The sequence below is a fragment of the Streptomyces sp. NPDC037290 genome (genome assembly GCF_055603245.1).
The window spans coordinates 111,110-137,058 of record NZ_JBVJVZ010000006.1 but is presented as its reverse complement, the minus strand read 5'-3'; the positions used below and the strand labels follow the sequence as shown (position 1 = coordinate 137,058).

At 68.9% G+C, this 25,949-nt stretch carries 28 protein-coding genes and 2 pseudogenes; 20 read left to right on the top strand and 10 right to left on the bottom strand.

Annotation, left to right across the window (positions count from 1 at the left end; all coding sequences use genetic code 11):
* The first annotated feature begins 19 nt into the window (after window positions 1-19).
* Complete coding sequence (locus ACZ7HQ_RS22470; RefSeq protein ID WP_470992628.1) at window positions 20-823, top strand: nuclease-related domain-containing protein; 804 nt, start codon at window positions 20-22, stop codon at window positions 821-823.
* Between the two features lie 45 nt (window positions 824-868).
* Here ACZ7HQ_RS22470 and ligD read toward each other — a convergent pair whose 3' ends face one another.
* Entirely contained in the window at window positions 869-1,756 is an 888-nt protein-coding gene (gene ligD, locus ACZ7HQ_RS22465; protein ID WP_470992625.1) for a non-homologous end-joining DNA ligase, read from the bottom strand.
* A 125-nt stretch (window positions 1,757-1,881) separates the two neighbouring features.
* On the opposite strand from ligD, the gene ku reads away from it, so the two are divergent.
* Complete coding sequence (ku, locus tag ACZ7HQ_RS22460) at window positions 1,882-2,940, top strand: non-homologous end joining protein Ku (RefSeq protein WP_470992622.1); 1,059 nt, start codon at window positions 1,882-1,884, stop codon at window positions 2,938-2,940.
* Between the two features lie 58 nt (window positions 2,941-2,998).
* Here the strand turns inward: ku and ACZ7HQ_RS22455 are convergent, their stop codons facing one another.
* The 3 genes from ACZ7HQ_RS22455 to ACZ7HQ_RS22445 all read right to left on the bottom strand — a co-directional run bounded on the left by ACZ7HQ_RS22455 (window position 2,999) and on the right by ACZ7HQ_RS22445 (window position 6,357).
* Window positions 2,999-3,829: a serine/threonine-protein kinase gene (locus ACZ7HQ_RS22455; protein ID WP_470992618.1), complete on the bottom strand. Its 831-nt coding sequence runs from the start codon at window positions 3,827-3,829 to the stop codon at window positions 2,999-3,001.
* A 193-nt stretch (window positions 3,830-4,022) separates the two neighbouring features.
* On the bottom strand, window positions 4,023-5,186 hold the full coding sequence (locus ACZ7HQ_RS22450) for a metallophosphoesterase family protein (RefSeq protein ID WP_470992616.1): 1,164 nt from the start codon (window positions 5,184-5,186) through the stop codon (window positions 4,023-4,025).
* A 202-nt stretch (window positions 5,187-5,388) separates the two neighbouring features.
* On the bottom strand, window positions 5,389-6,357 hold the full coding sequence (locus ACZ7HQ_RS22445; protein ID WP_470992612.1) for a hypothetical protein: 969 nt from the start codon (window positions 6,355-6,357) through the stop codon (window positions 5,389-5,391).
* Window positions 6,358-6,816: 459 nt separating this feature from the next.
* Here ACZ7HQ_RS22445 and ACZ7HQ_RS22440 point away from each other — a divergent pair, with 459 nt between their 5' ends.
* Window positions 6,817-7,401 carry a hypothetical protein gene (locus ACZ7HQ_RS22440; protein WP_470992609.1) on the top strand — a complete coding sequence of 195 codons (585 nt, stop codon included), beginning with the start codon at window positions 6,817-6,819 and terminating at the stop codon, window positions 7,399-7,401.
* Between the two features lie 953 nt (window positions 7,402-8,354).
* Here ACZ7HQ_RS22440 and ACZ7HQ_RS22435 read toward each other — a convergent pair.
* From ACZ7HQ_RS22435 to ACZ7HQ_RS22425, 3 genes and pseudogenes are all read right to left on the bottom strand, one after another.
* A pseudogene (locus ACZ7HQ_RS22435) lies at window positions 8,355-9,089 on the bottom strand (transposase).
* Window positions 9,090-9,201: 112 nt separating this feature from the next.
* On the bottom strand, window positions 9,202-9,726 hold the full coding sequence (locus ACZ7HQ_RS22430) for a CAP domain-containing protein (protein WP_470992607.1): 525 nt from the start codon (window positions 9,724-9,726) through the stop codon (window positions 9,202-9,204).
* Window positions 9,727-10,105: 379 nt separating this feature from the next.
* The gene (locus ACZ7HQ_RS22425) at window positions 10,106-10,855 is read right to left on the bottom strand and encodes a transposase family protein (protein WP_470992604.1); all 750 of its coding nucleotides are present in this window, start codon (window positions 10,853-10,855) and stop codon (window positions 10,106-10,108) included.
* A 1,077-nt stretch (window positions 10,856-11,932) separates the two neighbouring features.
* Between ACZ7HQ_RS22425 and ACZ7HQ_RS22420 the strand changes: the two genes are divergently transcribed.
* Complete coding sequence (locus ACZ7HQ_RS22420; protein WP_470992601.1) at window positions 11,933-12,415, top strand: SMI1/KNR4 family protein; 483 nt, start codon at window positions 11,933-11,935, stop codon at window positions 12,413-12,415.
* Between the two features lie 166 nt (window positions 12,416-12,581).
* Here ACZ7HQ_RS22420 and ACZ7HQ_RS22415 read toward each other — a convergent pair whose 3' ends face one another.
* Entirely contained in the window at window positions 12,582-12,968 is a 387-nt protein-coding gene (locus ACZ7HQ_RS22415) for a hypothetical protein (RefSeq protein WP_470992598.1), read from the bottom strand.
* A 256-nt stretch (window positions 12,969-13,224) separates the two neighbouring features.
* Window positions 13,225-13,530: a winged helix-turn-helix domain-containing protein gene (locus ACZ7HQ_RS22410; protein ID WP_470992595.1), complete on the bottom strand. Its 306-nt coding sequence runs from the start codon at window positions 13,528-13,530 to the stop codon at window positions 13,225-13,227.
* 374 nt (window positions 13,531-13,904) lie between these two features.
* Between ACZ7HQ_RS22410 and ACZ7HQ_RS22405 the strand changes: the two genes are divergently transcribed.
* Both ACZ7HQ_RS22405 and ACZ7HQ_RS22400 read left to right on the top strand, forming a co-directional pair.
* Window positions 13,905-15,224 (top strand): AlbA family DNA-binding domain-containing protein, encoded by a 1,320-nt coding sequence (locus ACZ7HQ_RS22405; RefSeq protein ID WP_470992592.1) that lies wholly within the window; start codon window positions 13,905-13,907, stop codon window positions 15,222-15,224.
* A gap of 416 nt (window positions 15,225-15,640) precedes the next feature.
* The gene (locus ACZ7HQ_RS22400; RefSeq protein ID WP_470992589.1) at window positions 15,641-16,876 is read left to right on the top strand and encodes a helix-turn-helix domain-containing protein; all 1,236 of its coding nucleotides are present in this window, start codon (window positions 15,641-15,643) and stop codon (window positions 16,874-16,876) included.
* A gap of 197 nt (window positions 16,877-17,073) precedes the next feature.
* Here the strand turns inward: ACZ7HQ_RS22400 and ACZ7HQ_RS22395 are convergent, their stop codons facing one another.
* Window positions 17,074-17,469 (bottom strand): GntR family transcriptional regulator, encoded by a 396-nt coding sequence (locus ACZ7HQ_RS22395; protein WP_468319280.1) that lies wholly within the window; start codon window positions 17,467-17,469, stop codon window positions 17,074-17,076.
* 180 nt (window positions 17,470-17,649) lie between these two features.
* Here ACZ7HQ_RS22395 and ACZ7HQ_RS22390 point away from each other — a divergent pair.
* The 14 genes and pseudogenes from ACZ7HQ_RS22390 to ACZ7HQ_RS22325 all read left to right on the top strand — a co-directional run.
* Window positions 17,650-18,027 (top strand): annotated as a pseudogene (locus tag ACZ7HQ_RS22390) (RapZ C-terminal domain-containing protein); the annotation flags it as partial.
* Entirely contained in the window at window positions 18,017-18,250 is a 234-nt protein-coding gene (locus ACZ7HQ_RS22385) for a RapZ C-terminal domain-containing protein (RefSeq protein ID WP_470992586.1), read from the top strand. The pseudogene ACZ7HQ_RS22390 and the gene ACZ7HQ_RS22385, both read left to right, overlap by 11 nt.
* 165 nt (window positions 18,251-18,415) lie before the next feature.
* Window positions 18,416-18,709: a hypothetical protein gene (locus tag ACZ7HQ_RS22380; RefSeq protein ID WP_470992583.1), complete on the top strand. Its 294-nt coding sequence runs from the start codon at window positions 18,416-18,418 to the stop codon at window positions 18,707-18,709.
* Window positions 18,706-19,722, top strand: coding sequence for a DUF2637 domain-containing protein (locus tag ACZ7HQ_RS22375; protein WP_470992579.1), 1,017 nt, complete (start codon window positions 18,706-18,708; stop codon window positions 19,720-19,722). Before ACZ7HQ_RS22380 ends, ACZ7HQ_RS22375 begins: the two co-directional genes overlap by 4 nt.
* Window positions 19,719-20,369 carry a GGDEF domain-containing protein gene (locus ACZ7HQ_RS22370; RefSeq protein ID WP_470992577.1) on the top strand — a complete coding sequence of 217 codons (651 nt, stop codon included), beginning with the start codon at window positions 19,719-19,721 and terminating at the stop codon, window positions 20,367-20,369. The genes ACZ7HQ_RS22375 and ACZ7HQ_RS22370 overlap by 4 nt, the downstream gene beginning before the upstream one ends.
* Complete coding sequence (locus tag ACZ7HQ_RS22365) at window positions 20,366-20,695, top strand: hypothetical protein (RefSeq protein ID WP_470992574.1); 330 nt, start codon at window positions 20,366-20,368, stop codon at window positions 20,693-20,695. The genes ACZ7HQ_RS22370 and ACZ7HQ_RS22365 overlap by 4 nt, the downstream gene beginning before the upstream one ends.
* Before the next feature lie 65 nt (window positions 20,696-20,760).
* Window positions 20,761-21,078 carry a hypothetical protein gene (locus tag ACZ7HQ_RS22360; protein WP_470992571.1) on the top strand — a complete coding sequence of 106 codons (318 nt, stop codon included), beginning with the start codon at window positions 20,761-20,763 and terminating at the stop codon, window positions 21,076-21,078.
* Complete coding sequence (locus ACZ7HQ_RS22355; protein WP_470993555.1) at window positions 21,075-21,251, top strand: pRL2-8; 177 nt, start codon at window positions 21,075-21,077, stop codon at window positions 21,249-21,251. The genes ACZ7HQ_RS22360 and ACZ7HQ_RS22355 overlap by 4 nt, the downstream gene beginning before the upstream one ends.
* A 411-nt stretch (window positions 21,252-21,662) precedes the next feature.
* On the top strand, window positions 21,663-23,891 hold the full coding sequence (locus ACZ7HQ_RS22350; RefSeq protein WP_470992569.1) for a cell division protein FtsK: 2,229 nt from the start codon (window positions 21,663-21,665) through the stop codon (window positions 23,889-23,891).
* A gap of 141 nt (window positions 23,892-24,032) precedes the next feature.
* Window positions 24,033-24,284 carry a hypothetical protein gene (locus ACZ7HQ_RS22345; RefSeq protein ID WP_470992566.1) on the top strand — a complete coding sequence of 84 codons (252 nt, stop codon included), beginning with the start codon at window positions 24,033-24,035 and terminating at the stop codon, window positions 24,282-24,284.
* Between the two features lie 153 nt (window positions 24,285-24,437).
* Window positions 24,438-24,632: a hypothetical protein gene (locus ACZ7HQ_RS22340; RefSeq protein ID WP_362618793.1), complete on the top strand. Its 195-nt coding sequence runs from the start codon at window positions 24,438-24,440 to the stop codon at window positions 24,630-24,632.
* Between the two features lie 13 nt (window positions 24,633-24,645).
* Window positions 24,646-25,242 carry a hypothetical protein gene (locus ACZ7HQ_RS22335; RefSeq protein WP_470992563.1) on the top strand — a complete coding sequence of 199 codons (597 nt, stop codon included), beginning with the start codon at window positions 24,646-24,648 and terminating at the stop codon, window positions 25,240-25,242.
* On the top strand, window positions 25,239-25,427 hold the full coding sequence (locus tag ACZ7HQ_RS22330; protein WP_470992561.1) for a hypothetical protein: 189 nt from the start codon (window positions 25,239-25,241) through the stop codon (window positions 25,425-25,427). Before ACZ7HQ_RS22335 ends, ACZ7HQ_RS22330 begins: the two co-directional genes overlap by 4 nt.
* Window positions 25,428-25,432: 5 nt before the next feature.
* The gene (locus ACZ7HQ_RS22325) at window positions 25,433-25,912 is read left to right on the top strand and encodes a single-stranded DNA-binding protein (RefSeq protein ID WP_470992558.1); all 480 of its coding nucleotides are present in this window, start codon (window positions 25,433-25,435) and stop codon (window positions 25,910-25,912) included.
* The last annotated feature ends 37 nt before the right edge of the window (window positions 25,913-25,949 follow it).

Below are 25,949 nucleotides of genomic sequence, written 5' to 3'. Positions count from 1 at the left end.
GGTCGAGGGGTGATGGCGCATGAGCGCACTGCGCGTGGTACCGACCTACCGGCACGGGCAAGAACGGCTGTACGTCTGCCGCCCGGACGGATCCCACCTCGCCTGGTACGACCGTGAGGCGGGCCGGGTCAACCTGCTCGGCGAGGACAGCAGGGACGACGTGCTCCAGGCCCTGAAACCGTTCCTGACCGGCCCGGTCACCGTGGGCCCGCCCCCGGTCCCGACCCCCGCGGAACTGGCCCGGCTCAGCCTGCACCCGGACGACGACCTGGCGCCCAACCGCCCCGGTGAGGCCCTGCTCGTCACCCTGGAGCGCGACCCCGGCCCCGCCCACCGGCTGCGCCCCGACCCGCGCCGGCGCGCCCTGGCCGCCGAGCAGGCCGTCGGCGCGGCCCTGGACGCCCTGGAGGGGGCCGGCTGGCACACCGTGCACTCCGTCCCGCTCCCCGGCGGCGCGCGCATCCACCATCTGCTGCTCGGCCCCGGCGGCCTGTTCGTCGTACACGCCCTGTACGCCCGCAAGGCCCGGGTCCAGGTCGCCGACCCGATGGTCACCGTGGGCCGCCGCGAGGCCGAGCCGCTGCTGCGCCGGCTGCGCGCCGCCGCCGACCGGGCCTCCCACGCGCTGACCGCCGAGGTGCGCCCGGTGCTCGCCCTGGCGGGTCCGGCCGAACTGACCGTGACCGCCGAACCCCGGGCGGTACGGATCCTCCAGGACACCGACCTGCCGGGCCTGGCCCGGCTCGGCGGGGTGCTGAAGCCGGCGGACGTGGAGGCACTGCACGGGATGGCACGGGACCGGAACACGTGGCGGAGGGTCTAGGGCCGCGGGGTCCTGGCTCTTCGGGGAGGCTTTCCGGGTCCCGGGTCAGGGCAGGGGTGCCGCTGCCCCGGCCTCCAGCAGCGGCGCCAGCAGGTCACCCAGGTCCTGCAGGCGCGGGGCGATGTCGTGGGCCTGGAACTCCAGCTGGGCGGGGTGGCGGCAGTCCGCCACCTCCTCCCAGGTCACCGGCGCCGAGACCAGCGGGGCCCGGCGGGCGCGCAGCGTGTAGGGCGTGGCCGTGGTCTTGCGGCCCGCGTTCTGGCTCCAGTCGACGAACACCTTCCCCGGCCTGAGACTCTTCGTCATCCGGTGCACCACCAGCCGCGGCATCGCCCGCTCGGCCTCCACGGCGAGCGCCTTCGCGTACTCACTCGTCCGTTCGGACGAGCCGCCGCCCACCGCCGCCAGCAGATGCAGCCCCTTCGACCCGGCCGTCTTCGGGTACGCCTCGATGCCGTCCTGCGCGAGCCGCTCGCGCAGCCACAGGGCCACCTCGCAGCAGTGGACGATGGTCGCGGGCGCCCCCGGGTCGAGGTCGAAGACCAGCCGGTCGGCCACGTCCGGGCTCTGCACCAGCCACTGGTGGGTGTGGAACTCGGTGACCAGGTTCGCCGCCCAGACCAGGCTCGGCAGATCCTGCACCACCACCATCCGGGCCGGACTGTCCGCCGAGGACCGCGGCACCTCGGCGGTCGTGACCCACTCGGGCGTGCCGGGCGGAACGTTCTTCGTGAAGAACACCTGCCCTTCCGGTCCGTCCGGATAGCGCAGGAAGGACACGGCGCGGTCGCGCAGATGGGGCAGCAGTACCCCGGCGCTGGTCGCGTAGTAGTGCACCAGCTCCGCCTTGGTGAAGCCGGACTCCGGATACAGCACCTTCTCCAGGTTGCTGAGGGCGACCCGCCGCCCCTCCACCTCTGTGATAGGCGTCATAAGATGACAATCCCAGAAAAGCGGGTGAAATCGGTGCAAGCGGTATTCCGGCGGCTGCGGTGGTCCCGACGACCCCGGCAGTCCCGGCAGTCCCGGCAGTCCCGGCAGATGGAAGGGTGCGGCACGTGCGATCGATCTGGAACGGCGCCATCTCCTTCGGGCTCGTCAGCATCCCGATCAAGCTGCTGAACGCCACGGAGAGCCACTCGATCTCCTTCCGCCAGGTCCACACCGAGGACAACGGCCGCATCCGTTACCGCAAGTTCTGCGAGCTGGAGGACCGTGAGGTCACCCAGTCGGAGATCGGCAAGGGGTACGAGGACGCCGACGGCACGATCATCCCCATCAGCGACGACGACCTGTCCCACCTGCCCATCCCCACGGCCCGCACGATCGAGATCGTCGCCTTCGTCCCGGCCGACCGGATCGACCCGCTCCAGATGGACGCGGCCTACTACCTCGCGGCGAGCGGAGCCCCGGCCGCCAAGCCGTACGTCCTCCTGCGCGAGGCCCTCAAACGCAGCAACAAGGTTGCCATCGCCAAGTACGCGCTGCGCGGTCGTGAACGCCTCGGCATGCTGCGCGTGGTCGACGACGCCATCGCCATGCACGGCCTCCTCTGGCCCGACGAGGTCCGCGCCCCCGAGGGCGTCGCCCCGGACACCTCCGTCACCATCCGCGACAAGGAACTCGACCTGGCCGACGCCCTCATGGACACCCTCGGCGAGGTGGACCTGGAGGACCTGCACGACGAGTACCGGGAGGCCCTGGAGGAGGTCATCGCCGCGAAGGCCTCCGGCGAGGCCCCGCCGGAGGCCCCCGCGCCGGCCGCCGCCGGCAAGGTGCTGGACCTGATGGCGGCTCTGGAGAACAGCGTCCGGGCGGCCCGCGAGTCCCGCGGCGCACCGCCCGCCGGGACGGAAGCCGAGGTCAGACCCCTGCCGCGCCGGGCAGCACCGAAGGAGGCCGGGGGCAAGAAGTCGACGTCCACGACCAGGAAGACCGCCGCCGCGAAGAAGGCCGCGCCTGCCAGGAAGTCCACGGCCAAGTCGGCCGAGGGAACGAAGAAGACGGCCGCGTCGAAGAGCACGTCGAAGAGCGCGGCGTCGAAGAGCACGTCGAAGAGCACGGCGAAGAAGACGGCCGCCGAGAAGAAGCCCGCGTCCCGTCGCCGAACGGCATGAGCGACCACGCCCGAGAGCCGGGGGCTGGGGGCAGCGGCTCAGGCCCGCCTGGGCCGCGTCACGCCACACCTTCACGTCCAGCGTGGCGTAGGTCGTCCCGGACGAGCCCCGGTACGTCAGACGCGAACCGCGCCTCGTCACCGCGGTACGCGTGGATCGACTGGAGGATCGCCTGGGCGGAGCGGATGACCTCCTCGACGGTGGGCCGTTCGGCGGCGGGCTTGCGCAGACACCGCGCCACCAGCTCCCGCATCCCGGCCGGCACCCTGCTGGGATCGGGCTCCGGGTGCACGACCCGGTACAGCACGGAGCGCGGGTCCCCGTCCCCGAACGCCGCGCCGCCCGTCGCCGCGAACACGGCGGTCTGCCCCAGCGCGAACACGTCGGCCGCGGGTGCGGCCTCCGCGCCGAGCACCTGCTCCGGCGCCATGTAGGCGACCGTGCCCAGGGCCGTACCGCTCTGCGTCAGTGAGGTGGCGTCCGCCGCACGCGCGACCCCGAAGTCGATCACGCGTGGGCCGTCGGCGGCGAGCAGGACGTTCGACGGCTTGAGGTCCCGGTGCACGATGCCTTCGCGGTACACCGCCTGCAGCGCCTCGGCGACACCGGCGATCAGCCGCAGCACGGTGGCGACGGGCAGCGACCCGTGATCACGCACGGCGTCGGAGAGGGAGGGCCCCGGCACGTAGGCGGTCGCGCACCACGGCACGGCCCTCTCGGTGTCGCTGTCGACGACGGGAGCCGTGTACAGCCCGTGGACCCGGCTCGCCGCGGCCACCTCGGCCCGGAACCACCTGCGGAACTCGGCGCTCTCGGCCAGTTCGGGCCGGATCACCTTGACCGCGACGGCCCTTCCGCCCGGGGTGTGCGAGAGGTGGACCCGCCCCATGCCGCCGGCCCTGAGCCGGGCCACCAGCCGTTAGCCGCCCACTGTCCGCGGATCGCCTCCTCCAGCGGCGCGAGACTCACCGCACCGGGCCCACCGTTGCTCAACACGCCCATCCACCCCGAGACTTGATCCGTCGCACCCCTTGCACCGCGGCCGCTTCAGACCCCGTCCCGCCGCTGCGGAAGGCCGGGACTCAGTCGCAGGTGCCGCTGCCGGAGTCGCTGTACTGCAGCGCCGTGGAGTCGAAGCCGGGGCCGGGCAGGACGGGCTTGTAGTCCCAGCTGTAGCCGTGGGACTTGAGGGTGAGCTTCATGACGCCGAAGGCGCGGGCCTGGGCGGTGACCACGTTGGGATTGGCGTAGTCGCCCGGTGTGCCGGCGAGGGTGTCGATGGCCTCGCCGCCGGAGCCGACGATGAACTCCGGGATGCCGTGGGCCGGGTCGTACTGGCCGTCCGGGTCCATCGGGCGCAGCCGGGCGTACGCGTGCTCGTGGCCGTTGAGGACGAGCGTGGCGTGGTGCTGGTAGAGGAGCTTCCACCACGCGTCCGTCGCCCCGCCCTCGACGCCGCCGGCGCCCGGCGCGGAAGCGGGCACCGTGGCGGTAGAGGCCGCCGTGGCGCTGAAGGCCGGCTGGTGCCAGTACGCGACCGTGCACGGGCGCTTGTTGGCGGCCAGGTCCTGTGAGAGCCACTGGGTCTCCTGGCCGAGGAGGCCGCTGTCCGTCGTGGAGCAGTCGTGGTGGAACGCGTCGGAGTCGCACTCGGCGTTGAGCGAGACGATGTGCCAGTTGCCGAGGTCGTAGGAGTACCACCCCTGCTTGTCGGCGGTGTCGTCACCGGCCTGGCCCTGGGTGTTCGGCGTGCCGGCCTGGTCGTGGCCGTTGAAGTAGCCGAAGTAGCCGGCACCGTTCTGCCCGGCCTCGTTGTCGCCCTTCTTGGCGTACGAGTAGTACTCGTGGTTGCCCGGCGCCGGACGCTCGAGCATCTTCAGGCCGCCCCACGCCTGCTCGAAGGACTGCTCGAAGTCGGTCAGCTTGCCGACCTGGTACTGCTCGTCGCCCAGCAGCGCCACGGCGTCGGGGTGCATGTCCGTGGCCTGCTTGGCGGTTGCGAACTCGGCGCTCATACCGCCCAGAGTGGGGCTGCCGCACTTGAGCGCCGCCGGGGTGGTGGCGTTCTCCGCGTCGTCGGGCTCGCAGGCGATGTCGCCGACGGCCGCCAGGGTGTACGACGCCGCCCTGTGGTGGGCGTAGGGCCAGTCGTTGTCGCTCTGGTTCGCGGCGGCGACGGCTGTGCCGGTGACCGCGAGCACGGCCAGGCCGACAGCTGCGGAGGAAATCTTGGTGGCGCGTCTCATGCGCGGTGTCCTTCCACGGGAGCAACGAACCAGCGCACGTTAAGCAGTCGATCTGCCAGTTGACACAAACACGTCCCGACGGTCCGGTGAACTCCGTTCGCGGCTGGGCGGCGACGGCGTCCCTGCCGCGGCCACCTGCAAGGGCCCTCCCGTAGACCCGCCACCGCCGTCGCCTTCCGGCCACTAGTCCACCCGGACTCGTTCACGAGATGTGCGAGAGCCCCGCCGGCGCCTCACCGGGTCCGGTGCCGGCGCAGTCGCCGGTGCCAAGGGTGTTGGCGATGCCGTACGCGGTCTGCATGTCGGCGTTGAGATGGTCGACGGCCTTGTTCGCCGTGGAGAGCGCGGTGGTGATGTGTGCCTGGGCCGTGGCGATGGCGGTGCCGGCACCGGGCAGCGTGGGTAGTCCGTCAGCGGTGAGGGCTGTCTGCGCGTTCTTGAGAGCGGTGATCTGGGACCGCAGCCCCGTGATCGCCTGCTGCTCCTGATCCACGTCGTTGCCGGCTGTGGTCGTGACGTCGTACCCGACGACGTTCTCGGCGTCGTAGCCGACCACGTTCTCCACGTTGTAGCAGCCGTCGCCGTTTCCGCCCTTGGCGTCCTGCCGTTCCTGCGCGAGGTCCTGGTCGGCCGTCCCGACGTCGTCCCGTACCGGCTTGGCGTTGTTGAAGGAGCTGTTGGAGTCCTGAAGCGCTGCCAGCGCGTCCTGCGCCGTTTGCTGGTCCGCCGCCTGCGCACTGGCCTGAGCACGCGCACGAACCGTCGCCTGGTCCTGCTGCTGTGCGGTCCGCTCCGCCTGCGCGTCCTCAGTCCAGCCGCCTTGAAGCAGGGCGCTGCACACCTTCTGCCCGAATATCTGGCCGTTGGTGTCGCGGACCACGACCACGACGTCGTTCCTCCGCACCGCACACACCTCGGGGACGAGACCCTGCACGGCGACGGCCTGCGTGGTCCAGAAGTCCCCGCCGGCGGACAGGGAAGAAGCGAGGCCGCGGCACTCGGCCGCCGGATCGGCCTCCCCGCTGCCGTGCACCTCGGCACGGGCGGCGTGCCCGTACAGGTAGATCGTGCAGACACCCCCGCCGCCACCTGCCGCCGGCGTCGCCGCTGCCGCCGCCGCTGCGCTGCTCGTGGCCGAAGGCGCCGAGGAAGCCGGTCGGATGCGGGGCACGGCAGAAGGCCTGTGGGAAGACGCGCAGGCAGCGAGAGGAAGACAGGAGAGCAGAGCGACAGCCGAGACGGTGCGGCGCACGATTCCCCCACAGGTGACCGGAGTTGGTGGAGACACTGTGGCAGCGATGCGGGACGAGGGTGCCCTCGTTGCCGGAACGTGAGGAAGCCTGGGCTTTACCGGTGGGAGGGGTGGGTGTGAGCACGATGCGGGGGCTGGGGCTTTGCCGGTGGGAGGGGTGGGTGTGAGCACGATGCGGGGCCGGGGCCTTACCGGTGGGAGGGGTGGGCGCGAGCACGACGCCGAATCCCGGCCCCTACCGGTGGAAGGGGCGGGCGCGAGCACGACGCCGAAGAGGTCCGTGGCCGGCAAGGGCGAGAAGGACCCACACGCCTGCTCCGGTCGGCCCGGCTGATAAGAGCTGGCTCGCGACCCGTCCCGTGCCTCAGAATTCTCGGCGTGACAGACACGGGACCCACCGAAGAAGAGGCGCCGGACGGGCTGTTGGGCTGGTGCCTGGTGGCCAACGTGGCACGGGAAACCGCGCACGGCGAGAGCGGTCTCGACATCCAGCACGGCACGAAGCACTTCCGCGCGGGCGCCCTGCTGTGGCTCCCGCCCGTCCGCTGGGACCCGGGCCACGGTCGCTGGCCCGCGGTGGGCCGGCACCGGGGCAACGGCCGCCGGTACGTCCACATGATCGTACGCGCGGATGACCTGGAGAACTTCCGGGTCAAGGGTGTCTACAGCGAGGCTCTGGTGCGCAGCCTCAACGGCTACGACCACGACCCGGCCGCCCCGCGGACCCTGCAGAACCCATGGACCCGCGAAGGGGCCCAGGACTGGGCGGACGCCCGGAACAACTTCCGGGAGCCCGTCTTCATCGAAGGCCACCCCTACACCCACCCACGGATCTCCGTACCCAACCCTCCGCCGCCAGAGATCCAGCTCGACGGCGAGACCCTGCACCTCGCCCACTACGGCACCAAGGGAGCCCGCTACAGCCGCAAGCCCCCTCCCGTGGAATGGACCCCCGAGCCCTGAGCGGGGCGTGAAAACGTGCGGTGACGCTCGCTGGCGAGGAGCACGAGACGTTCCGCGACGGCCTCGTCTCGGTTGCTGCTGTCCAGACAGAGCGCCGGGGCACAGGCGCGTCCGGCGCTGCCGACTTCTCAACGAACCTGGCCCGAGGCGGACGGAGCTGCCCGGGTCCACCAGGAGCACCAAGTAGCGGCACTCACTCCGCCCCCAGGAGCGCTCACGGCCGACCAGACGGAGCAGGTGCCACGCGTCGCTCGCCATTGTCAGGCTCGGACTCAGGCCTGAGTCGGTGTCTCTCGGGGTGCCGGCAGTCCTCACCGACGCCCATGGGCAGCCCCGAGCGGCGTGACGATTCGTACGGGACCGGGGCGCCTGGCTTTGGTGCGGCCCCGCCTTTCCCTCGACCTCACCTGCGCCGCTGTTTCAAGATCCCGTCGACCCACGTCCGCAGACCCGGGTATACGACCGCTCGGCGCTGGCATACGCCTGCACATACGCGAAGATCCCGGCCTCAGCGTTTCCGCTGGTGACGGGGTCTTTGGGCACCTCATACTGGGTGCCCCCGGCAGGATTCGAACCTGCGCACACGGCTCCGGAGATCATGCGCATGATGCCCCTGACCTGCGTAGATGCGCACGCAAGGTCGCAGGTCCCGAATCTCACGCACTGCTCACGCACAGGGCCGTGTGCTCCCGCTGGCATAGGCCTGTGCACTGTCGTCGTCGGGAGTGCTGAAACACCCTGGTGTTTCAGCCTCGGCACCCAGACAGTCGGACACTTGCCGTCTAGGGGTGTCCGATCCATTCGTGCAGGTCAACGCTCTAACCGGACAGTCGGACACCTAGGACACCCTCCCATGACGTCCTGCGTTGGCCGTGGGCCTGCTTGGAGCAGTTAGCGGCGGTGTGCTTGGAAGGCGCTTTGCGGGTTGAGTCCTGTCCACTTACTGAGCTTTTTCAGCGTTGCCGCTCCAGAGTGAGGATGGCTTTGCCGATTGACGTCATGCGGTTGGGGCTGCAGCGGGATCTGCGGAAGATCCGCCAGGACTTCAGGCGTGCGACGCCGCGTTCGACCGGTGCCCGTGCCGCCGCCAGGGCCCGGTTGACGGTCTTCTCGGTGAGGGTGAGTTCTTGAAGGGGCCTGCGTTTGATGCCGGTGGTCACCCAGGGGCCACCGCCCTGGTAAGCGAGATCGGCCAGGATGGGGACGCCCTGGCGCTCGCAGATGCGGATGATCCGGTGGGTACGGGCCGCGGTCAGGTCGTGAGCCCGGCCCGGCAGCGCGGGTGACAGCCACAGCAGCTGGCCGTCCGGATCGGTGCCACCTGCACGTTCACCCCGTGTCGGCGGTGTTTGTGGGAGTAGTCGGCCCGTCCGTCGCCGACCCGATCGCACTCGGTGAGCGTGCCGTCCAGCAGGACGAAGTCCGCGTCGGCCTCGCGCAGGGCCTTCAGCAAGCCCGGCGCGCGTTCGGCGAGCAGGTCGATGACGTGGCTGGTGTCGGCGTGGGCGGTGGACTCGCTGATCCCGACCCCGGCAGCGATCGTGTTCGCGCAGGTACACCAGTGCCACCATCGCGCGCTGGGACGGGCGGAGCTTGCAGCGCCGGTCACCCTCACGGGTGACGACCAGCATGGTCACCCACTCCACGAGTGCATGGGGCAGGTCGAGTGCGGCAGGATAGATGACCAACGAGGCCCCCGGGCAGTTGATTGAGACGTCAGACATCTCGATCAACAGCTCGGGGGCCTCGCTCGTTGCGTTTCGCGGCCTGTCACCTGATCAGGGACCAGCTCGAAGAAGCTCATTGTTGGCAGTACCCAAACGTCACGACGTACGTTCCAGCGCCTGGCCGGCCCGCGTCGGCTTTATAACCCGATCCGGGTAGCACCTCATAGCCGATCCAGGCCAGCTGGGAATCCTTGATGATCGCGGCGTGGGTTGGGCTGGACATCCACCACTCGACAGCCTTCCTCGGGGTACCTGAACCGCCCCAGCCGGAGTACACAATCTCGGCTCCTCCCCATGCGCTGCCGTTCGCGCAGAAGCCTGCGCGCCTAATGCGATCTAGTGGATGCGTTTTGGTCACAGGGTTGTAGTGAGGGTCCGCGTTCGGCTCCCCCCACCATTGCTGGGTCACAGCGGCCTTAGCGTGCTCGGCTGCGGCGTCGATCAGCGGCCCGCCGGTGGCGTCTCCCCACATCAGCGGCTGCGCGCCGACTTTGGCGCGCTCCGCGTTGATGAGGCAATGTGTCGCCTGGCCCAGCCTGAAATTCCACAAGTCCGGCAAAAGACCGCCTTTTGTCGGCGCTTTGTCGTAAAAGCTCATAACTAGGCTGTTGCACCGTGCGGGGCGGGCGGCCGCAGGTGTGGCGCTACCCAGGGTTGTGATCGCTGCCAGGGCGCCGGCTGCGGCGGCGGCCACTGCGACCTGCGCAGTGCGTAGGGCGTGTATGTGCTGCATTGTTTCGCTCTTCCGGCACTGTCGAATATTCACCGCTCCGGGGCAAAGGGAAGAAGCCGCGGCAGCGCCACTGACGGGACGCTCCAAATCTCGACGAGGTGAATCCCCCAAGCCCCCGTTCCCAACTTCCAGTAGAGTTGCTCCGCTGAGAATACGCAACTCGTCTCCCGCCTGCCTCGTCGCTTCCATAGAGTGCAAAATTAGTTACGGGCCGCAATCTCACCGAATGAGGCACTGAGGGTTTTCAGCGTTGCCTCTCCAGGGTGAGGACGGCTTTGGCGATGACCGTCATGCGGTTGGGGCTGCAGCGGGCTCTGCGGAAGATGCGCCAGGACTTCAGTCTCGCGACGCTTCGTTCGACTGGCGCCCGCGCCGCCGACAGGGCCCGGTTGATCGTCCGCTGGGTCGGGTTGAGGTCCTGGTGCGGGAGTCGCTTGATCGGCGTGGTCACCCAGGGGCCGGCCCCGATGTAGGCACGGTCGGCGAGAACGGGAACGCCCCGGCGTTCGCAGATCCGGATGATGCGGCGGATGCGGGCTGCGGTCAGGTCGTGGGTGCGTCCGGGCAGTGTGGGCGAGAGCCACAGCAGCTCGCCCGCGGGATCGGCGACGACCTGCACGTTCACGCCGTGTCGGCGGTGCTTGTGCGAGAAGTCGGCCCGGCTGTCGCCGACCCGGTCGCACTCGGCGAGCGTGCCGTCGAGCAGGACGTGCTCGGGATCGGTCTCCCTCAGGACTCGCAGCAGACCGGGCGCCCGCCGGGCGAGGTGGTCGACGACGGCAGTGACGTAGGCGTGGGCGGTGCCGACGGATATGCCGAACCCGGCGGCGATCTGCGTGAGAGGGTCGTGCTGGCGCAGGTAGACCAGGGCGACGAGAGCACGCAGGCGAGGCGGGAGCTTGCAGCGGCGGTCACCCTCACGGGTGACGATGAGCATGGTTACCCACTCGACGAGGGCGTGAGGCAGGTCGAGTGAGGCAGGATAGGGAACCAACGAGGCTCCTGCGCTGATGAGTTGAGACGTCGAACACCTCTCTCAACGGCACGGGAGCCTCGTGCGCTGCGGGACATCGACCCGTCACCCGATCAGTGGCCACGCTGAAAGAGCTCACTGACCTGGAGCTTCTCCTCAGCTGAGGAAGCCTTCCAACGGACTTCGACACGCATTCGACAGATACTCGGTGTCCCGGAGAGCCACGTTATGGAAGATCGTCGCAGTACTGCGCTTGGAGTGAGACTGTGCCGGCAGTGGTCGGGTCTGTGACGGCTGTCAGTTGGTCTTTGAAAGCTTTGACGTCATCACTCGACGCAAGTGGCGCTGCGTCCGCGGCGGCCTCCGCTTGGGTTTGCGCCCTCAGCCCACCGTCACGGTCCAACTCTTTGGCCGACTCGCATACCGTCTCGCGGTTCGGCTTGCCCCCGTTACCGGTCTCAAGCTGGCACACGGAGTCAGAGACCCCCTTTAGGCCCTGAACCTGCTTCACGATCTTTTCGGCAGAGGTCAGCGTTGCATCACTCAGAGACACTGCAGTCACGAGCAATTCGCCCGACCTGGATAGTGCTTCGGTGGCTTTGGCCGAGGCTGCGCAAGCTGGGACGGTGGGTGAGGCTGAGGGCGTCGGGCGGGCCGCTGACGCGGGTTCGGCTCTGGAGGGCGCGTGCCCAGATGACGGTGCGGGTGAACAGCCTGTGAGGGAAGCGGCAGTGAACAGCGCGACTATGACCAACCGACGCACGGGTGCACTCCTGAAGGAAGTGTGAAGGTCGGCTGAGCATATGGCCCAGCAACGTCAGGAGACATGAGGCCGGGAAGAATCGCTCAAGCTAAGACGGGGCGACAAGAAACACCCCATCTTGCCCGACCGCCACCCCTGGGCGGAAACCCGTATCGTCACGGGGCCCTGACCTGGGGCTTTGCTGCTGACGCTCATGGCGCGTTTGTCACTGTCGGTCGCCGCTGGGTGTCCTCGGGCGTCCTCGCACGGCCCAGAGACGGCCCAGGAGGGACTCAGGGACTTGCGGCCCCCCAAGGGCACTGGCCTCCCTCTCTCCGGGCTGAGAGGGTGAGCCGGTGACTGATGACGAGGTCGTGGAGATGGTGCGTGCTGTAACCCGGACACGAACCCTGCCCCCGCCCGCAGGGTCGGATGCTATCGCCGAGGCGGAACAGGTCATCGGGTTTCGGACGCCTCCGCTCCTGCGGCGTCTGTACAGCGAAGTGGCCAACGGAGGATTCGGGCCGGACGACGGCATCCTGGGCGTGAGCGGGGGCCACGCCCAAGGCAACTTCTACGACATCGCCGAGTTGTACCGGGACGGACCAGATCCGTCCGGCCGCATTCCCGCTGGCCTGGTGCTGGTCTACGACTGGGGGTGCACCATCTGGTCTCTGGTCGACTTCCGCGACCCCGCGGGCCGGATGTGGTGCAACCACCAGGGAGAGCTTTGGGCCCAAGGGATCACTCTCGCGGAGTGGCTGATCGGCACGTCGGCAGGAACAGTGACGGTGGACACGCTGCTCGACAGCCAGCCCGCCGTCGAGGGCGTTCAGTAGCCGGTCTACTGATCACCGGTCCCGCTGACCAGCGAGACTGAAGAAGCCCACGGCTCTGACCAGTTCAGATGCCGTGGGCTTCTGTCGTTGTTGGTCGGCTTCGGGTGGCCTCGCACGGCCCAGAGACGGCCCGAGCGGCGCGCAGGTTGAGCGCCAGCGTGTCCCGCTACCAGCCACCGCCGAATAGGGGTTGCAGGGTTGCCGCTATACCTGACGTGACGGCGAGTATGCCGCCCAGGCTTGCCAGGGTGGTGGTCGCGTTCTGGAACAGCTCCTGCCGGAGACGTGCCCAGCGCGCACTCCAGAAGAGCATCTTGACCTTCTGCCACTTGTGCTGACGGAGGTGGCAGCCCATGAGCGCGCCGTGGCTGTTGTTACGGCATGATCCGCCACGACCCTCAGCTCCACACCAGACGGGCACGTTGAAGAAGAAGTAGAAGGCGCTGATCCCAGACAGGATGAGGAGCGCGACCGGCCCAAAGTCGAAGGTCAGCCATCCTGCGATCAGCACAGCAAAGACGATCCAACCCCAGTACTTCCCGAATCCCTTCATGCGCGCCGATGATCCAGCCGGGCCCAGACCGGGGGAGCGGCGCGACGGGGGCGCACGGTAGCAATGCCTCGGCGCGGCCGGCAGAGGGCACCCCAGCGAGTCCCGCCTCGCGCGGCGAAACTGACCTCTTCGTCCCGAAGCAACTTGAGCAGGGGCGCTGCCTTGGGTTGGTAGGTCTTCCACCTTTTGCTGATGGTTTCTAGCCGTCCGGGCTCGTCCGCGGTTGTCCGTCGGCGTTGGACCTCTACGTGGATCCCTACTGACCAGGTACAAGGGCACGGTAAGCCGCCCAGCCTGCCTCGGTGAGCGCCCAAGGGTCCCCACGCCTCGCATAAGGCTTGAGTAGCCCTGCCTTGACCATCCGGTTCCGCTGCCAAGCGGTTCGGTTCTCCCACTTGACTTCTCCGTTGGATGGTTGCGGCAAGTGGTCGGTCTCGGTCAGTTGGGAACCGTAGCGCTCCTCGATCCTCCGAAGCACGGCCTGCTTGGAACCCGCACCGCCCATCTCACCAAGCGTTGTGAGAAGCCAACGGCCGAGTACCTCGTGGGGTGTCAGTTGCATGCCAGCGATCGTAGGATGCCACTCCAACCTGCGTGGCGCCCTCTGTGAGAACGTGGCACGGATCCGGCGCCAGTTGGGGTGCTGCCCTCGGCTGGAAAGAAGCGCCCCATCCTGCCTGAGGTCCACCCTGAGGGGGAAACCGGTTCGGTCGCAGGCCGCTGACCTGGGGCTTCGCGGTTGAGGGGTGCGGCTCGACTGTCACTGCCGGTCGTCGGGTGGCCTTGGGCGGCGTCGGACGGCCCAGGGACGGCACCCGAACGTCGCATCGGCCCCCTGTCCTTTGGTCGGGCGGCCAAGCCCACCGACCGTGCCGACTGGCGCACCTCACACCAACCACAGGTCCGCGATCATCGCCCTACTACCTTAATAGCTGGGTGCTGGCCTTCATCGCAGCACATAATCGGTACATGGCGTTGGATGTTGACCACAGCAAGCCCTTTCGCACCCCCCTGCAGCTGAGGTCGCTCGTCGAAGCGGTGAAGGGTGCGGGTGAGCACGATGAGAATGACTGGATCGAGTGGAAGTCGAACTACAACCTAAGCGAGAAGCAGACCAAGGCCACTCTCGCTCGCCATATTCTTGCTATGGCAAATAGATCAGTAGAGAAAAGCTCACAAACGGCCGGTGGCTTTGGGTACATCCTTGTGGGAGTTGAACCAGGTTCCGTAAACGGAGTAGCTACAATCGACCTGGCCGACCTAGAGTCGGGAATTAGGTCCTACCTGGGACCGCAAGGCCCTGAATGGGTTCCCTCCTACGTTACTGTCGACGGTAACGAAGTGCTAGTTATAGCCGTTGACCCCCCGAAGGACGGTGACCCTATTCACACGCTCTATAAGGACTTTGATCGATATTACGCTGGCATGATATTTGTACGCAGGACGGCTCAGACAGCGATTGCCGGGCCTGGTGAGGTTCTGCGTCTTACGCAGAGAGCGCAGACCTCAGGAGAGCGCCAGTCTCTTTCGCTTGAGAGCCTAGTCAATCCTGTGGAAGTACCGTCTTGGCCGTTGCTTGAAAAAGCTATCAGCTCCACCCTCGCGAAGGAGGTAGAAGTCGTCAAGGCGGGCAGGAGGAAGCCTCCTCCCCGTAAAAACGGATTTATCACTGCCATGAGTTTTGACCGTCGCTCGGAAAGTGACTACGACAGGGAGGCGCGGACCTACTTGCGCCACTTCAAGGAATACCTCTTCAATGTGGCGATGCAGACCTACATGCGCAAAGGTCACGGACTGCTGCGTCTGCGGCTCAAGAATTCACAAGAGCGCAGTTATCAGCAAGTAAGGGTAGAACTCGACCTTCCGGAGGGCATCTCTGCCTTCCTGGGTGATGACTATACGGGCATAAAATTTAGGCAGCCTCGCAGGCCTACACCCCTTGGTGGTGAATACTCGATCATACAGAGCAACATCACTAATATGCAGGGGATTGTTTCCCCTAGGGTTGTCCCTGATGTCCATATGCGGGTAGAGGGAAGTGCCATCCTATGTGACGTGACAAGCCTGCGGGCCGAAGAGACATTGCTTCTGCCCTCCGTGCATTTGATGGCTCCCGAAAGGTTGAGCGTATCACCGCTGGTGATGCCGTGGTCTCTGACCGCAGTTAACGCCCTGGGCCGCACCAGGGGGCACTTGGAAATCAGCGCCGGTCCCAAGATCGAGAAAGACGCGTACGCCGCCCAGGCGGGCGAGTAGAAAAGGTCGGCGGAGCGGCTTTGGGCTGGAGCTGATTTGGCGCGAGTGATCATGGCCAATTACGCTAGCCAGCGGATCGGGCAGGTTTGTGAGCCTGCCCGCTAGTGCCCGATCTTGGGCCATGATCTTCGAGGCTCGCGCCAAATTGGCTGCCTAAAGCCGTGGAGCCGACCGCCCCAGCCACAGAGGGTTTTCTCCCCGCGATGTGCCTGCAGCCGCCGAGCGCGCCGCAGAGGCGGCGCGCGCCCGCGCCGTGCGCGGGCCTTGATGACGTAGGGAAACCCTGTACCCGGACACTTCGTCCGGGCTCTCGCCTGTTGGCGCCTGCATGCTCGGATCGGTGGACGACTGTCTGCCTCAGCGCCAGTCAGCTAGGTACCGTAAAGCCAGCCCCTACGAGCAGGAGGCAACAGGCCATGCGTGGTCTCGGAGATCACCTCAGCATCGGTGAGCGCATCGCGTTCTATCGGAAGCGTCGCGGCTACACGCAAGAGGTGTTGGCCGGCCTCGTCGGACGCAGCACTGACTGGCTCGCGAAGATCGAGACGGGGCGTCGGAAGCCACCTCGTATCGACATGCTCGCCGAGCTGTCGCGCATCCTTCGCGTACCCCTCGGGGATTTGCTCGGACAGTCCATCCTCATGGAAGACGAGCGGCACCAGGACGACGTCCCTTCTGTGCGCGACGCCCTCATGAGCCCGCGACGGTTGTCCCGTCTGCTGTTCGGCCCGGATGCTGAGGCTCAGCTCCCGACGCCTGCGCCTGTCGCCGTGCGCGTGGAGCAGGCATGGAACGACTATCAGGGCGGCCGGCTCGGCAGCGTCATCTCTGCTCTCCCAGCCCTGCTGCAGACGGCGCAGGAGTTGGAGGAGCGAGCGGCGCGCCGCAGCGAGGAAGGTGGCGACTGCTGGGCGGTGTCGGCGCGCACGCATCACCTCGCGGCCACGACGCTGGCCAAGATCGGTGAGTCGGACATCTCATGGCTCGCCGCTGAGCGCGCGATGCGAGCCGCTGACGAGTCGGATGACCCGCTCGTACTGGCGTCTGCTGCACGGTCCGGCACTCATGCCCTGCTCGCCAACGGGCGCTATGACGACGCCCTGGAACTGGGCAACACGGCCGCAGCGTGGCTGTCGTCTCAGGTGACCGAACACGATCCGGCAGCGCTCAGCTTGCTCGGAATGATCCACCTGCGGGCCGCCGTCGCTGCGGCCCGACATCAGGACCGGTCCACCGCGACGAGGCTGCTGAACCGTGCCGAAGAACTCGCGGATGATCTCGGCTCGGATGAGAACTACTGGCAGACCGGTTTCGGGCCGACGAACGTACTGCTTCACCGTCTGTCCGTTGAGCTGGACCTGGACAACGTCTCCTACGTGGTGGAGCACGGCCGGATCAATGTCGACCACATGCCGCAGGAGCGCAGCGTCTCGCACCGCATCGACTTCGCGCGTGCCTTGTCCCTTGCCGGGCAAGGGGACGATGCGTTCACGGAACTGCGTACGGCTGAGCGCACGTCGCCGCAGCTCGTGCGCAACAATCCGAGGGTGCGCGAGACGCTACGGGACCTGATCAAGCAATCCCCGGTTACGAGTGGTTCGCGTTCGTCCGAGGTGTTCGCGATGGCTCAGCGGTGCAGGGCGGTGCAGTGAGTTCAGGCAAGCGTGGGGTGCTCGGGGTCGTCGGGTCGGCGGCCGGGGGCGCGGCCGCATGCTCATTGGCATGTCAGGGATCCAGGAGCGACGCGGAGAGTTGGGGGGTCTCACCCCCTCAGAACTCGCAGTGATCGAAGCGAGTCTCAGCGAGGCCCGCGCCACGGTGGAGCGACTGCTGAGGCGCGCGGATGAACTCATTGCGCGGGTGGAGTCTCCTTGCCAACGAGGTGCTCAAGACGGTCAAGCCGCTCACCGAACAGGCGAAGAGCTTCGTGAATCGAGCTGAGTTCTGCGGCCAGAGCGGTGAACGCGGGGCTGCTGCCCGGCTCAGTGCCGAGCGGCACGGAAGGGTCACGGACGAACGTCCCCCGGCCCTGCTGGGTGAGAACCAGCCCCTCATCACGGAGCTGGCTGTACGCGCTTTGCACGGTCAGGAGCTGCACGCCAAGTTCCTTGGCGAGCTTGCGGGCCGCCGGGAGCTGCTCGCCCGGTCCGTATTCGCGGTTCGGGCCTGTGATCTTCGCGCGGAAGTCGGCAGCGATGTCCTTGGCCGTATGCGCCTGCTTGGGCGCTCCTGAGCTCTGCTCCATGGGTTCGAGAGTAGCTGGGACCTAAGTCAATCTCCGCCTCTCCGTCGGACCCCCTTGACAGTCAGATTGACTTAAGTCAATCTGAGCATGTGCCCGGCGGACCCCGCTCCGCAAGGGACGGGAGCCCCTTTGACCAGGGGTTACCGCGCTCGCCGGAAGTGTTCGTTCCTTGACAACTGAATGGGGATCACGCCGCCTCTCCTCGGCCAAGTAGGCGGCCACGCGGGCTTCGTGCCGCGTGAGGTACAGCGCAACCCAACCCCTCGCAGCGCTCCGGCGCTGCGGCCCCGGCCGGCCGTGAGGCAGCGGATCGAATCCGCTCCGGGGCACTCGGGGCGGCCGCCTCTCACCACGCCACGACCCCGGCCGCCCTTTCCACCCCTTCGACTCCTGGGAGTCCTCATGGCTGTTGTCGAGATCGTCTCGTTCGGCTACCTGCACGACGAGCCGCCCGCCGCGCACCTGACCATCGACCTGCGCCACCACTTCCGCGACCCGCACATCTCGCCGGAGCTGCGGCACATGACCGCCGACGACCAGCCGGTCCGTGCCGCGGTGCTGGGCACACCGGGGGTCGCAGCCCTGGTGCTGGAGACCGCATCGGCCGTCGAGGCACTCGCGTCCGGACCATCCGCCGGAGTTATCGGTCGCCGACGGATGTGCGGGCGGCCGGCACGGCGCCCCAGTCTTCGCTCGCGCCCTCGCCGAAGTGCTGAGCGACGCCGGACACGACGTGACAGTCCACCACCGGGACATGGACAAGCCCGTCGTTCACCGCTGAGCCGTACGACAGCCCCGATGGTCGCAAGACCGGGTTCGACTCCCGGTCGGGGCACCACCCCGCCGCCGACGCGGCTTGGGGTCGCATCCCGAACGGTCGCCTCTCACCACCAGGCCACGACCCACCCGGGCGCTTTCCCTGTCCCTTCGACATCAGGAGCGCTGAATGCGCACGTACATCGGCGGTCATCAGGCCGTCTCCGTCAACGACTTCATCGAACTGGCGCTGGGCACCCCGGCTGAGCTGTGGCTCGGGGTGGAGGGCGAGACCGACGAGGAGCGCATGGCCCGCTTGGACGCCGCGCGCGACATCCTCGCCGAGAACCCGGACCTCCCAGACGACGTGAGCCGGGTCGTGGCCGAGGTGATCGAGGCGCACGCCCCGGAGCTGTTCAACGTCGTCCCGCTGTCCCGCCCGGGCGGGCGCCGGCGGCCCGCGCGGAGGGGAGCGGCGGCATGAACACCGTCGAGACAATCCCCCCGGCCGAGCGTCCGACGGTCCCACCGCTCACGAAGCCGGAGATGGGCCTTGCCGGGGTGGGTGCGCTCGCCGCTGCTGCGGTCGGCGCCCTGGGCCTGATCTCCTCCTTCGACGCGGTGTCCCTCGCTGCGGCCCGTTGGAGTTTCACCCAGCCGCACATCCTGCCGGTCGCCATCGACGTGGCCATTCCGGTGTTCACGCTGGCCAACCTGCTGTTGATCCGGCTGGACATGGCGTTGGCGTGGGTGCGGTTCGTGCCGTGGGTGCTCACTCTGGTCACCTGCGGCCTGAACGTGGCCGCCGGGCACTCGCTGTCGGCGAAGATGGCGCACGGCACGATGCCGCTGCTGTGGGTGGTCTTTTCCGAGATCGGCGCGCACGTCTACGCCGTCCGGATCGGGGCCGTCACCAGCCGGCGCATGGAGAAGATCCGGTTCTCTCGCTGGCTGCTGGCCCCAGGCTCCACGTTCGCCCTGTGGCGCCGAATGACGCTGTGGGAGGTCACCTCATACAGCGACGCCCTCGCCCTGGAGAAGGAACGTCTGCTGGCCCGCGCGGACCTGCGGGAGCGCTACGGCCGTTCCTGGCGCCGCCAGACGCCGCGCCGCGAACGCGTCCTTCTGCGCCTGGGGGAGCTGGCCCCGGCTGCCGCGGACATCAAGCCCGACCCGACGCCGGAGCCGGACCAGCCCCCGGCGGAGTCGACGCGCGAGGCACCCAAGCCGCCGCGCAAGCGACCGGCCAAGAAAAAGGCCACCGGGCCGCAGCGTACGACGGCCGAACTGCTGGCCGAGGCGCGCACCGTTACGGCCGATTGGAAGGATGCCGAGATCAACGGCGAGTCGCTGCGCAAGGCCCTGCACTGCGGCTCGGGCCCTGCCCGGCAGGTGCGTGACGCCCTGCTCGCCGAGCGCGCCCAGAACTATCCCCTGCACGCCGCCCCCGCCCCGGCCGACGAGGCCGAGAGCGCCCTTGAGGAGGTGGCCGCGTGAACACCCTGGCCACGGTCCTGCTGTCCGCGCTGCCCCTGGCCGCCGGGTGGGCGGTCCACGTGTGGTGGCTGCGAGGCTGCCTGAACACCGCCCGGCGTGACCCGCTCACCGGGTTACGCACCCGCGACGGCTTCACCCGGCGCGCCACGGCCCTGCTGAAGGACCCGCGCGCGGTCGTCGTCCTCGCCGACGTCGACAAGTTCAAGCACATCAACGACACCTACGGTCACGCCGCCGGGGACGCCCTGTTGAAGGCGACGGCCGACCGGCTCGCCCACCACGTCGGCCGCTACGGGGTCGCCGGACGGCTCGGGGGCGATGAGTTCGCCGCCGTCCTGCTCGACGACCACGGCACCGCCGCGGACCTGCTCGCCGTGCTGCACAGCGTGTTGGCCCGGCCGGTCGACGGCCAGGACCCCGCCGTCCGCACCACGGTCAGTCTCGGGTGGGTGCGCGCTGCCGACTTCCCCGGCGACGACCTGTCCGGCCTGCTGCGGCGGGCCGATGAGGCGATGTACGCGGCCAAACAGGCTCGTACCGGGACCCGCCGCGCGGGCCTCGGCTGGCTGTTCGCCACCGTCACCGGCCGCCGCGCCGGCCGGAGTGGCGCCCGCACCGATGCCCCGGTCGTGGGGGTGGCGGCATGAAGTCTCAGCCGCTCGCCGCGGTGGACATCTGGCGGCCGGTGATGGAGGTGGCGGGCTACCGCTGCCAGTGCACCGGCCAGTGCGGCAACCCGCACGCCAAGACCGAGGGCCGCTGCCCGCGCGAGCACGACGCCTACACCAGCAAGCACGGCCACCGCATCCGCCTGATGGCCGCCCCCACCGACCCGCTCACCCCGCCCGTGAAGGCCGCCGCGCTGCCGATGGGTGAGCTGCGGGCCTGGTGCCCGGAGTGCCACACCGCCGCCGCCCGCCGTGCCCGCGCCACGGCGCCGGTGGACGACGCGCCGGGCCTGTTCGACGTGTGACCCCATCTGCTCCCGGCGGGCCGCGCGCCCGCCGGGCGACATACCGCCCCGAGGAGGGGTTGACCATGACCAAGCCCGACACCCGTCGCCTGGACCGTGAGATCCAGCAGACCACCCGCAAGCTCACGGCCGTCCAGAAGCGCGAGATGTGGCCGCTGAACGGCCGCGAGCGGCGCGCTGTCCTGGCCGCCCTGGCTGGCGGCTCCTACAAGGTCGTGCGGGGCAACAGCCCGGCGAGCGCCGAACGGAAGCTGGAGACGGCGTGGGGATCGGCCGAGACGCGGCTGTCCGCGGAGATCACCGTGCTTCAGACCGAGCGGCAGCGGATCGTGAACGAGGCCGCCACCGCCAAGGCCGCGAAGAAGTCCTCGGGGTGGTGGTGACCGTGGCCGGTGACCAGACGCCTCCAGGGCAGTGCCCGCAGTGCTGGCAGCACGCCTACGACCGGCGCATCCACCGCAAGCTGCGGCCCCGCGAGGACTGCCCGCAGTGCGTGGACCACATGCGCAACGGCTGCCCCTACATCGTGCCCAAGAAGCCGTCCCGCTGGTGGTGACCGCATCCAGGCGGATCCGCACCGTCGCCCAAGTCATGGACCACCGCACCCTGCGATGCGGCACACCGCCCAGGCATCCACGCCCGCGAGGGCGCCGGATCGAATCCGACCTGGCCGGCACTCGCACCACCACGGGCGCGCCGTCGAAGTCGGCCGTTACGGACGGCTTTGACGATCCGACGCCCATCGAACTACACCGCAACGGACGACTTTCAAGGTCGGACGTCCATCGAACTCGTCCGCCTCGTACTACTTCGAAGAACGTCAAATAACCAGAGTCGTCCGTCTCGTTTCTTCAGCTCAGCGACACACCGCGGAACGCTTCTTCAGCGCCCAAACACGGGCCCGGCCGCTCACCTCCTACAGCGACGGCCGGGCCCCACCCTCCCGCCAATTCCGGAAGGACCTTCAGTGAAGCACCCCGACGACGACAACGAACTCTTCAACCGACTCGAAGCCGAGTTGGCCGCCGACTCCGGCGGAGAGGTGGTCGACCTGGGCAAGGCGCGGTCGGCCCGCGCCGAGTCGGCCGACCCGACCACCCGCCCCCATGCCGACCGGTCGCCCGACTCTGGCGCGGCTCGGTCGGGGGCGGAGTCGGCCGACCCGACCGCAACCGTGATGGTCGACCAGCCGACGCCGACCGCGACCGGTCCGGGCTACCTCGGTCGGCTCGCCGGAGCCCGGCGCCGGGCGGTCGTCCCGGAGTGGCTGCGCTCGGTAGCGGAGCTGCGGACCGCCGCGGCATGGGTGGCCCGGCACTACGCGCACGCCGCCGGATACCACGCCCTGCGGACCCCGGTCTACGCCGCCCGCCTCACCCTTCAGGCCCCGACCGGCGCGGCCCGGTTCATCGGCGGCACCATGCGGTGGGTGGCCGACCGCGAGGGCGAGCCGGTCCGACTCGCCGCCGTGCGCCGCGAGGACGCCGCCGAGTACCTGAAGCTGTCGCGGCAGCGTGACGGCCGGGTCCGGCTGCGCACCCTCGTCACCGTGCTCGCTCTGTTCGTCGGCATCGGTGCCGCGCTCGCCATGTACGTGCTCGCGCCGGGCTGGCTTCAGGCGGTGTCGGTGAGTGGGGTCGTGATGGCGCTCGGGTTCGCCGGCCGCCGCCCGGACGCCCCGGTCATCCACAGGGCTGTGGAGGTACCCAAGGCGACCAAGCTCACCAGTGACATCGTGCTGCGCGCACTGGGGGCGCTGGGCATCCCGGCGATCAACCAGGCGCAGTCCAAGGGCCGGGACGGGTTCGAGTTCACCGCCCCCATCACCCGCGACGGCCCCGGCTGGAGGGCGGAGGGCAACCTCCCCTACGGCGTCACCGTGACCGACGTCATCGAGCGCCGCGACCGGCTCGCCTCCGGCCTGCGCCGCCCGCTGGGGTGCGTGTGGCCCGAAGCCGTGCCCGACGAGCACACCGGCCACCTGGTGCTGTGGGTGGGCGACCAGGACATGAACAAGGCCAAGAAGCCCGCGTGGCCGCTGGCCAAGTCCGGCACGGTCGACCTGTTCAAGCCGGTCGCGTTCGGTACCGACCAGCGCGGGCGCTGGGTCGAGATCACTCTTATGTACATCGCGGGCGTTATCGGCGCCATCCCGCGCATGGGCAAGACGTTCCTGCTGCGTCTGCTGCTGCTCATCGCCGCGCTGGACCCGCGCGCGGAGGTGCACAGCTACGACATGAAGGGCACCGGCGACCTCGACCCGGTCGGCAACAACGTCTCCCACCGGCACGCCGCCGGCGACGACGACGAGGCGATCCTGTACGCGCTCGCCGACTTCCGCGCCCTGCGCGAGGTACTGCGCCACCGCGTGAAGGTGATCCGCTCCCTGCCCCGGGACATCTGCCCCGAGAACAAAGTGACCAGCCAGCTTGCTGACAAGCGCTCCCTGGGGCTGCATCCGATCGTGGTCGGAGTCGATGAGTGCCAGGTGCTGTTCGAGCATTCCGACCACGGCAAGGAGTTCGAGGAGATCATCACGGACCTGGTCAAGCGGGGTCCGGCCACCGGCATCGTCGTGCTGTTGGCCACCCAGCGCCCGGACGCCAAGTCGCTGCCCACCGGCATTTCCGCGAACGCGTCCGCCCGCTGGTGCCTGAAGGTCATGGGCCAGACCGAGAACGACATGGTGCTGGGCACGTCCGCGTACAAGCGCGGCGTGCGCGCCACCATGTTCGCCTGGGGAGACAAGGGCATTCACTACTTCGTCGGCGAGGGCGCCGACGCCCGGATCGTCTCCTCCGTCTACGTGGACGCACCCGGTGCCGACGCTATCGGCGCCCGCGCCCGCAGGGCCCGTGAGAAGGCGGGGCTGTTGTCCGGCTACGCGCTCGGGGAGGCCCCCGAGGAGGTCACGGGCCCGGCCTACGACCTGCTCGCCGACATCCTCGCCGTCGTGCCCGCAGCGCAGGCCAAGGAATGGTCCGAGACGGTCGTCGCCCGGCTCGCCGAACTGCGCCCGGAGGTCTACACGGGCTGGGAGCCCGAGACCATCGCCGCCGCCCTCAAGCCGCTGGGCATCTCCACGATCCAGGTGGGGCGCCGCATCGACGGCAAGGTCGTCAACCGGCGAGGCGTGGACCGCTCCCACATCGTCACCGCGATTGCGGAGCGTAATGGAAAGCGGGACGCGAGCTGACGCCCGGGGGGCGCTACCGATAGCGGTGCGCCCCGCTATCGTTAGCGGCCCCCTTAGCGGCCCAAACCCAGTCTGATCAGGCCGCTAGTGCATAGCGGCCCACCTGCGGAAACCCCCGAAAACCGCCTGGAAGGGCCCCACGTGACCCTCATCCTGCTTGCTATCGCCTACCTGGCCTTCGTCACTCTCGGTTACAGCGGTTTGTGTGCGGCCTCGCCGTTCGGCAACTGCCGCAAGTGCCGCGGCATGGGCCACCAGCTCAAGACCGACCGCAAGGGACGGCTCAAGCGCGGCAAGGACTGCCGCCGCTGCCACGCCACCGGCAAGCGCATCCGCGTCGGCCGCTGGCTCTACAACCGCTGGGCCCGCATCTACCGCGCAGGCACCAACTGAACAGACGACCGGCGACCGCCCGCCATGAGACGGACCCCGCTCCTAGCTGGAGCCAGGCCAGCGCGGTCGCCGGTCAGCACCCCGAACTTGGCAGCACCCGGGGCCCGCAGAGCCTACCGATCCGTCTCCCTCGCCTGAAAGCGAGATTCCTCTATGACCCTCACCATCTCGGCCGTGCTGCTGTTCGGCATCGCCTCGTTCTTCGCCATCAAGACCAGGGCCACCGGCGGGGGAGCCGCGGTGCTGCTGTTCCTGTTCGGGTTCTTCACCGCCGGGACCGGCGCCTACGGCCCGATTCACGACCTGGTGGCGTCCTTCGCCCGGTTCCTGTCCCAGCTCGGCCACTGACCGGAGCCATCCCGTGAACGAACCCATCGTCGCGCGGCACTGGCTCACCACCGCCGCACCCAAGGCCGCGCCCGCCGTCGCCACCACGACCGTGCTCGCCCTCGCCCGGATCTGGAACGCCAACGGCGCCGAACACTCCGTCGGCAACGCCGCCCTCATGGCGCTCCTCGCCGCCGGAGCCGCGGCCGGAGGAGCCTCCCTGGCCCGCGCCGGAGAGCCCGTGCTCGCCGCCACCGGCTACGCCGTCTCCAGCAGCCTCGCCCTCGCGGGTGTCGCCGGATACTCCGACGGCCTGTCTCTGCCCCTGCTGCTGTGGGCGCTGGCCACCGTGCTCGCCTACTGCTTCGCCGCCCGCCACTGGCGCCAGGACCGACGCGACGCCCTCAACCACGAGCGGCACATGAGCGATCGGCGCGAGGAACACGCCCACATCGAGCGCGTCGAGACCCTCCGCGCCACCACTCAGATCGAGGTGGCCCGCGCCGGCGCCGCCTACGCCGAACAGCTCGCGCAGGCGCTCGTCACCCGAGCCACGCTGCCCGGCTTCGACCTCACCGCCCTGGAGTCCGCCGGGCTGCCCGAACTCCCCACCGCACGGGACGAGCGGTGACGTTCGAGATCCGCGTCATCTGCCAGCCAGACGACTCCGACCGCATCCGCCAGGCGCTGGTCGGCGCGTTCGAGACCGGCACCCCGCGCCGATACCCCACCCGCGACGGCAAGCGGCTGCGCCTGTACGTCACCGCAGACCACCGCGTCTCCAGCACCAACCCCACCCACACCGAAAGCGAGTGATCCACATGTCCGTGGGAGAGACCCCGCTGACCGTCGTCGGCAACCTCACCGACGACCCCGAACTCCGCTTCACTCCCAGCGGCGCGGCCATGGCGAAGTTCTCCGTCGCCTCCACCCCGCGCAGCTACGACAAGACCGCCGGCCAGTGGCAGGACGGCACCGCGATGTTCATCCGCTGCACCGCCTGGCGCGACCTTGCCCAGCACATCGCCGAGAGCCTCACCAAGGGCACGCGGGTGGTTGTCACCGGCCGCCTGCGCCAGCACAACTGGCAGACGGACCAGGGGGAGAACCGTTCGGTGCTCGCCCTGGAAGTGGACGACATCGGGCCCTCGCTGCGCTTCGCCACGGCCAAGGTCAACCGCGTCCAGCGCAACGGCAGCGCGTCCGGCCCGGCCGCCGACGCGTGGAACACCGCCGCAGGAGCCGCACCGGCCGCTGGCGGGTGGGGCACGCCGTCCACCGGCGACGAACCGCCGTTCTAACGGCGCCCGGGGCGGGCGCCTCTCACCACAAGACCGC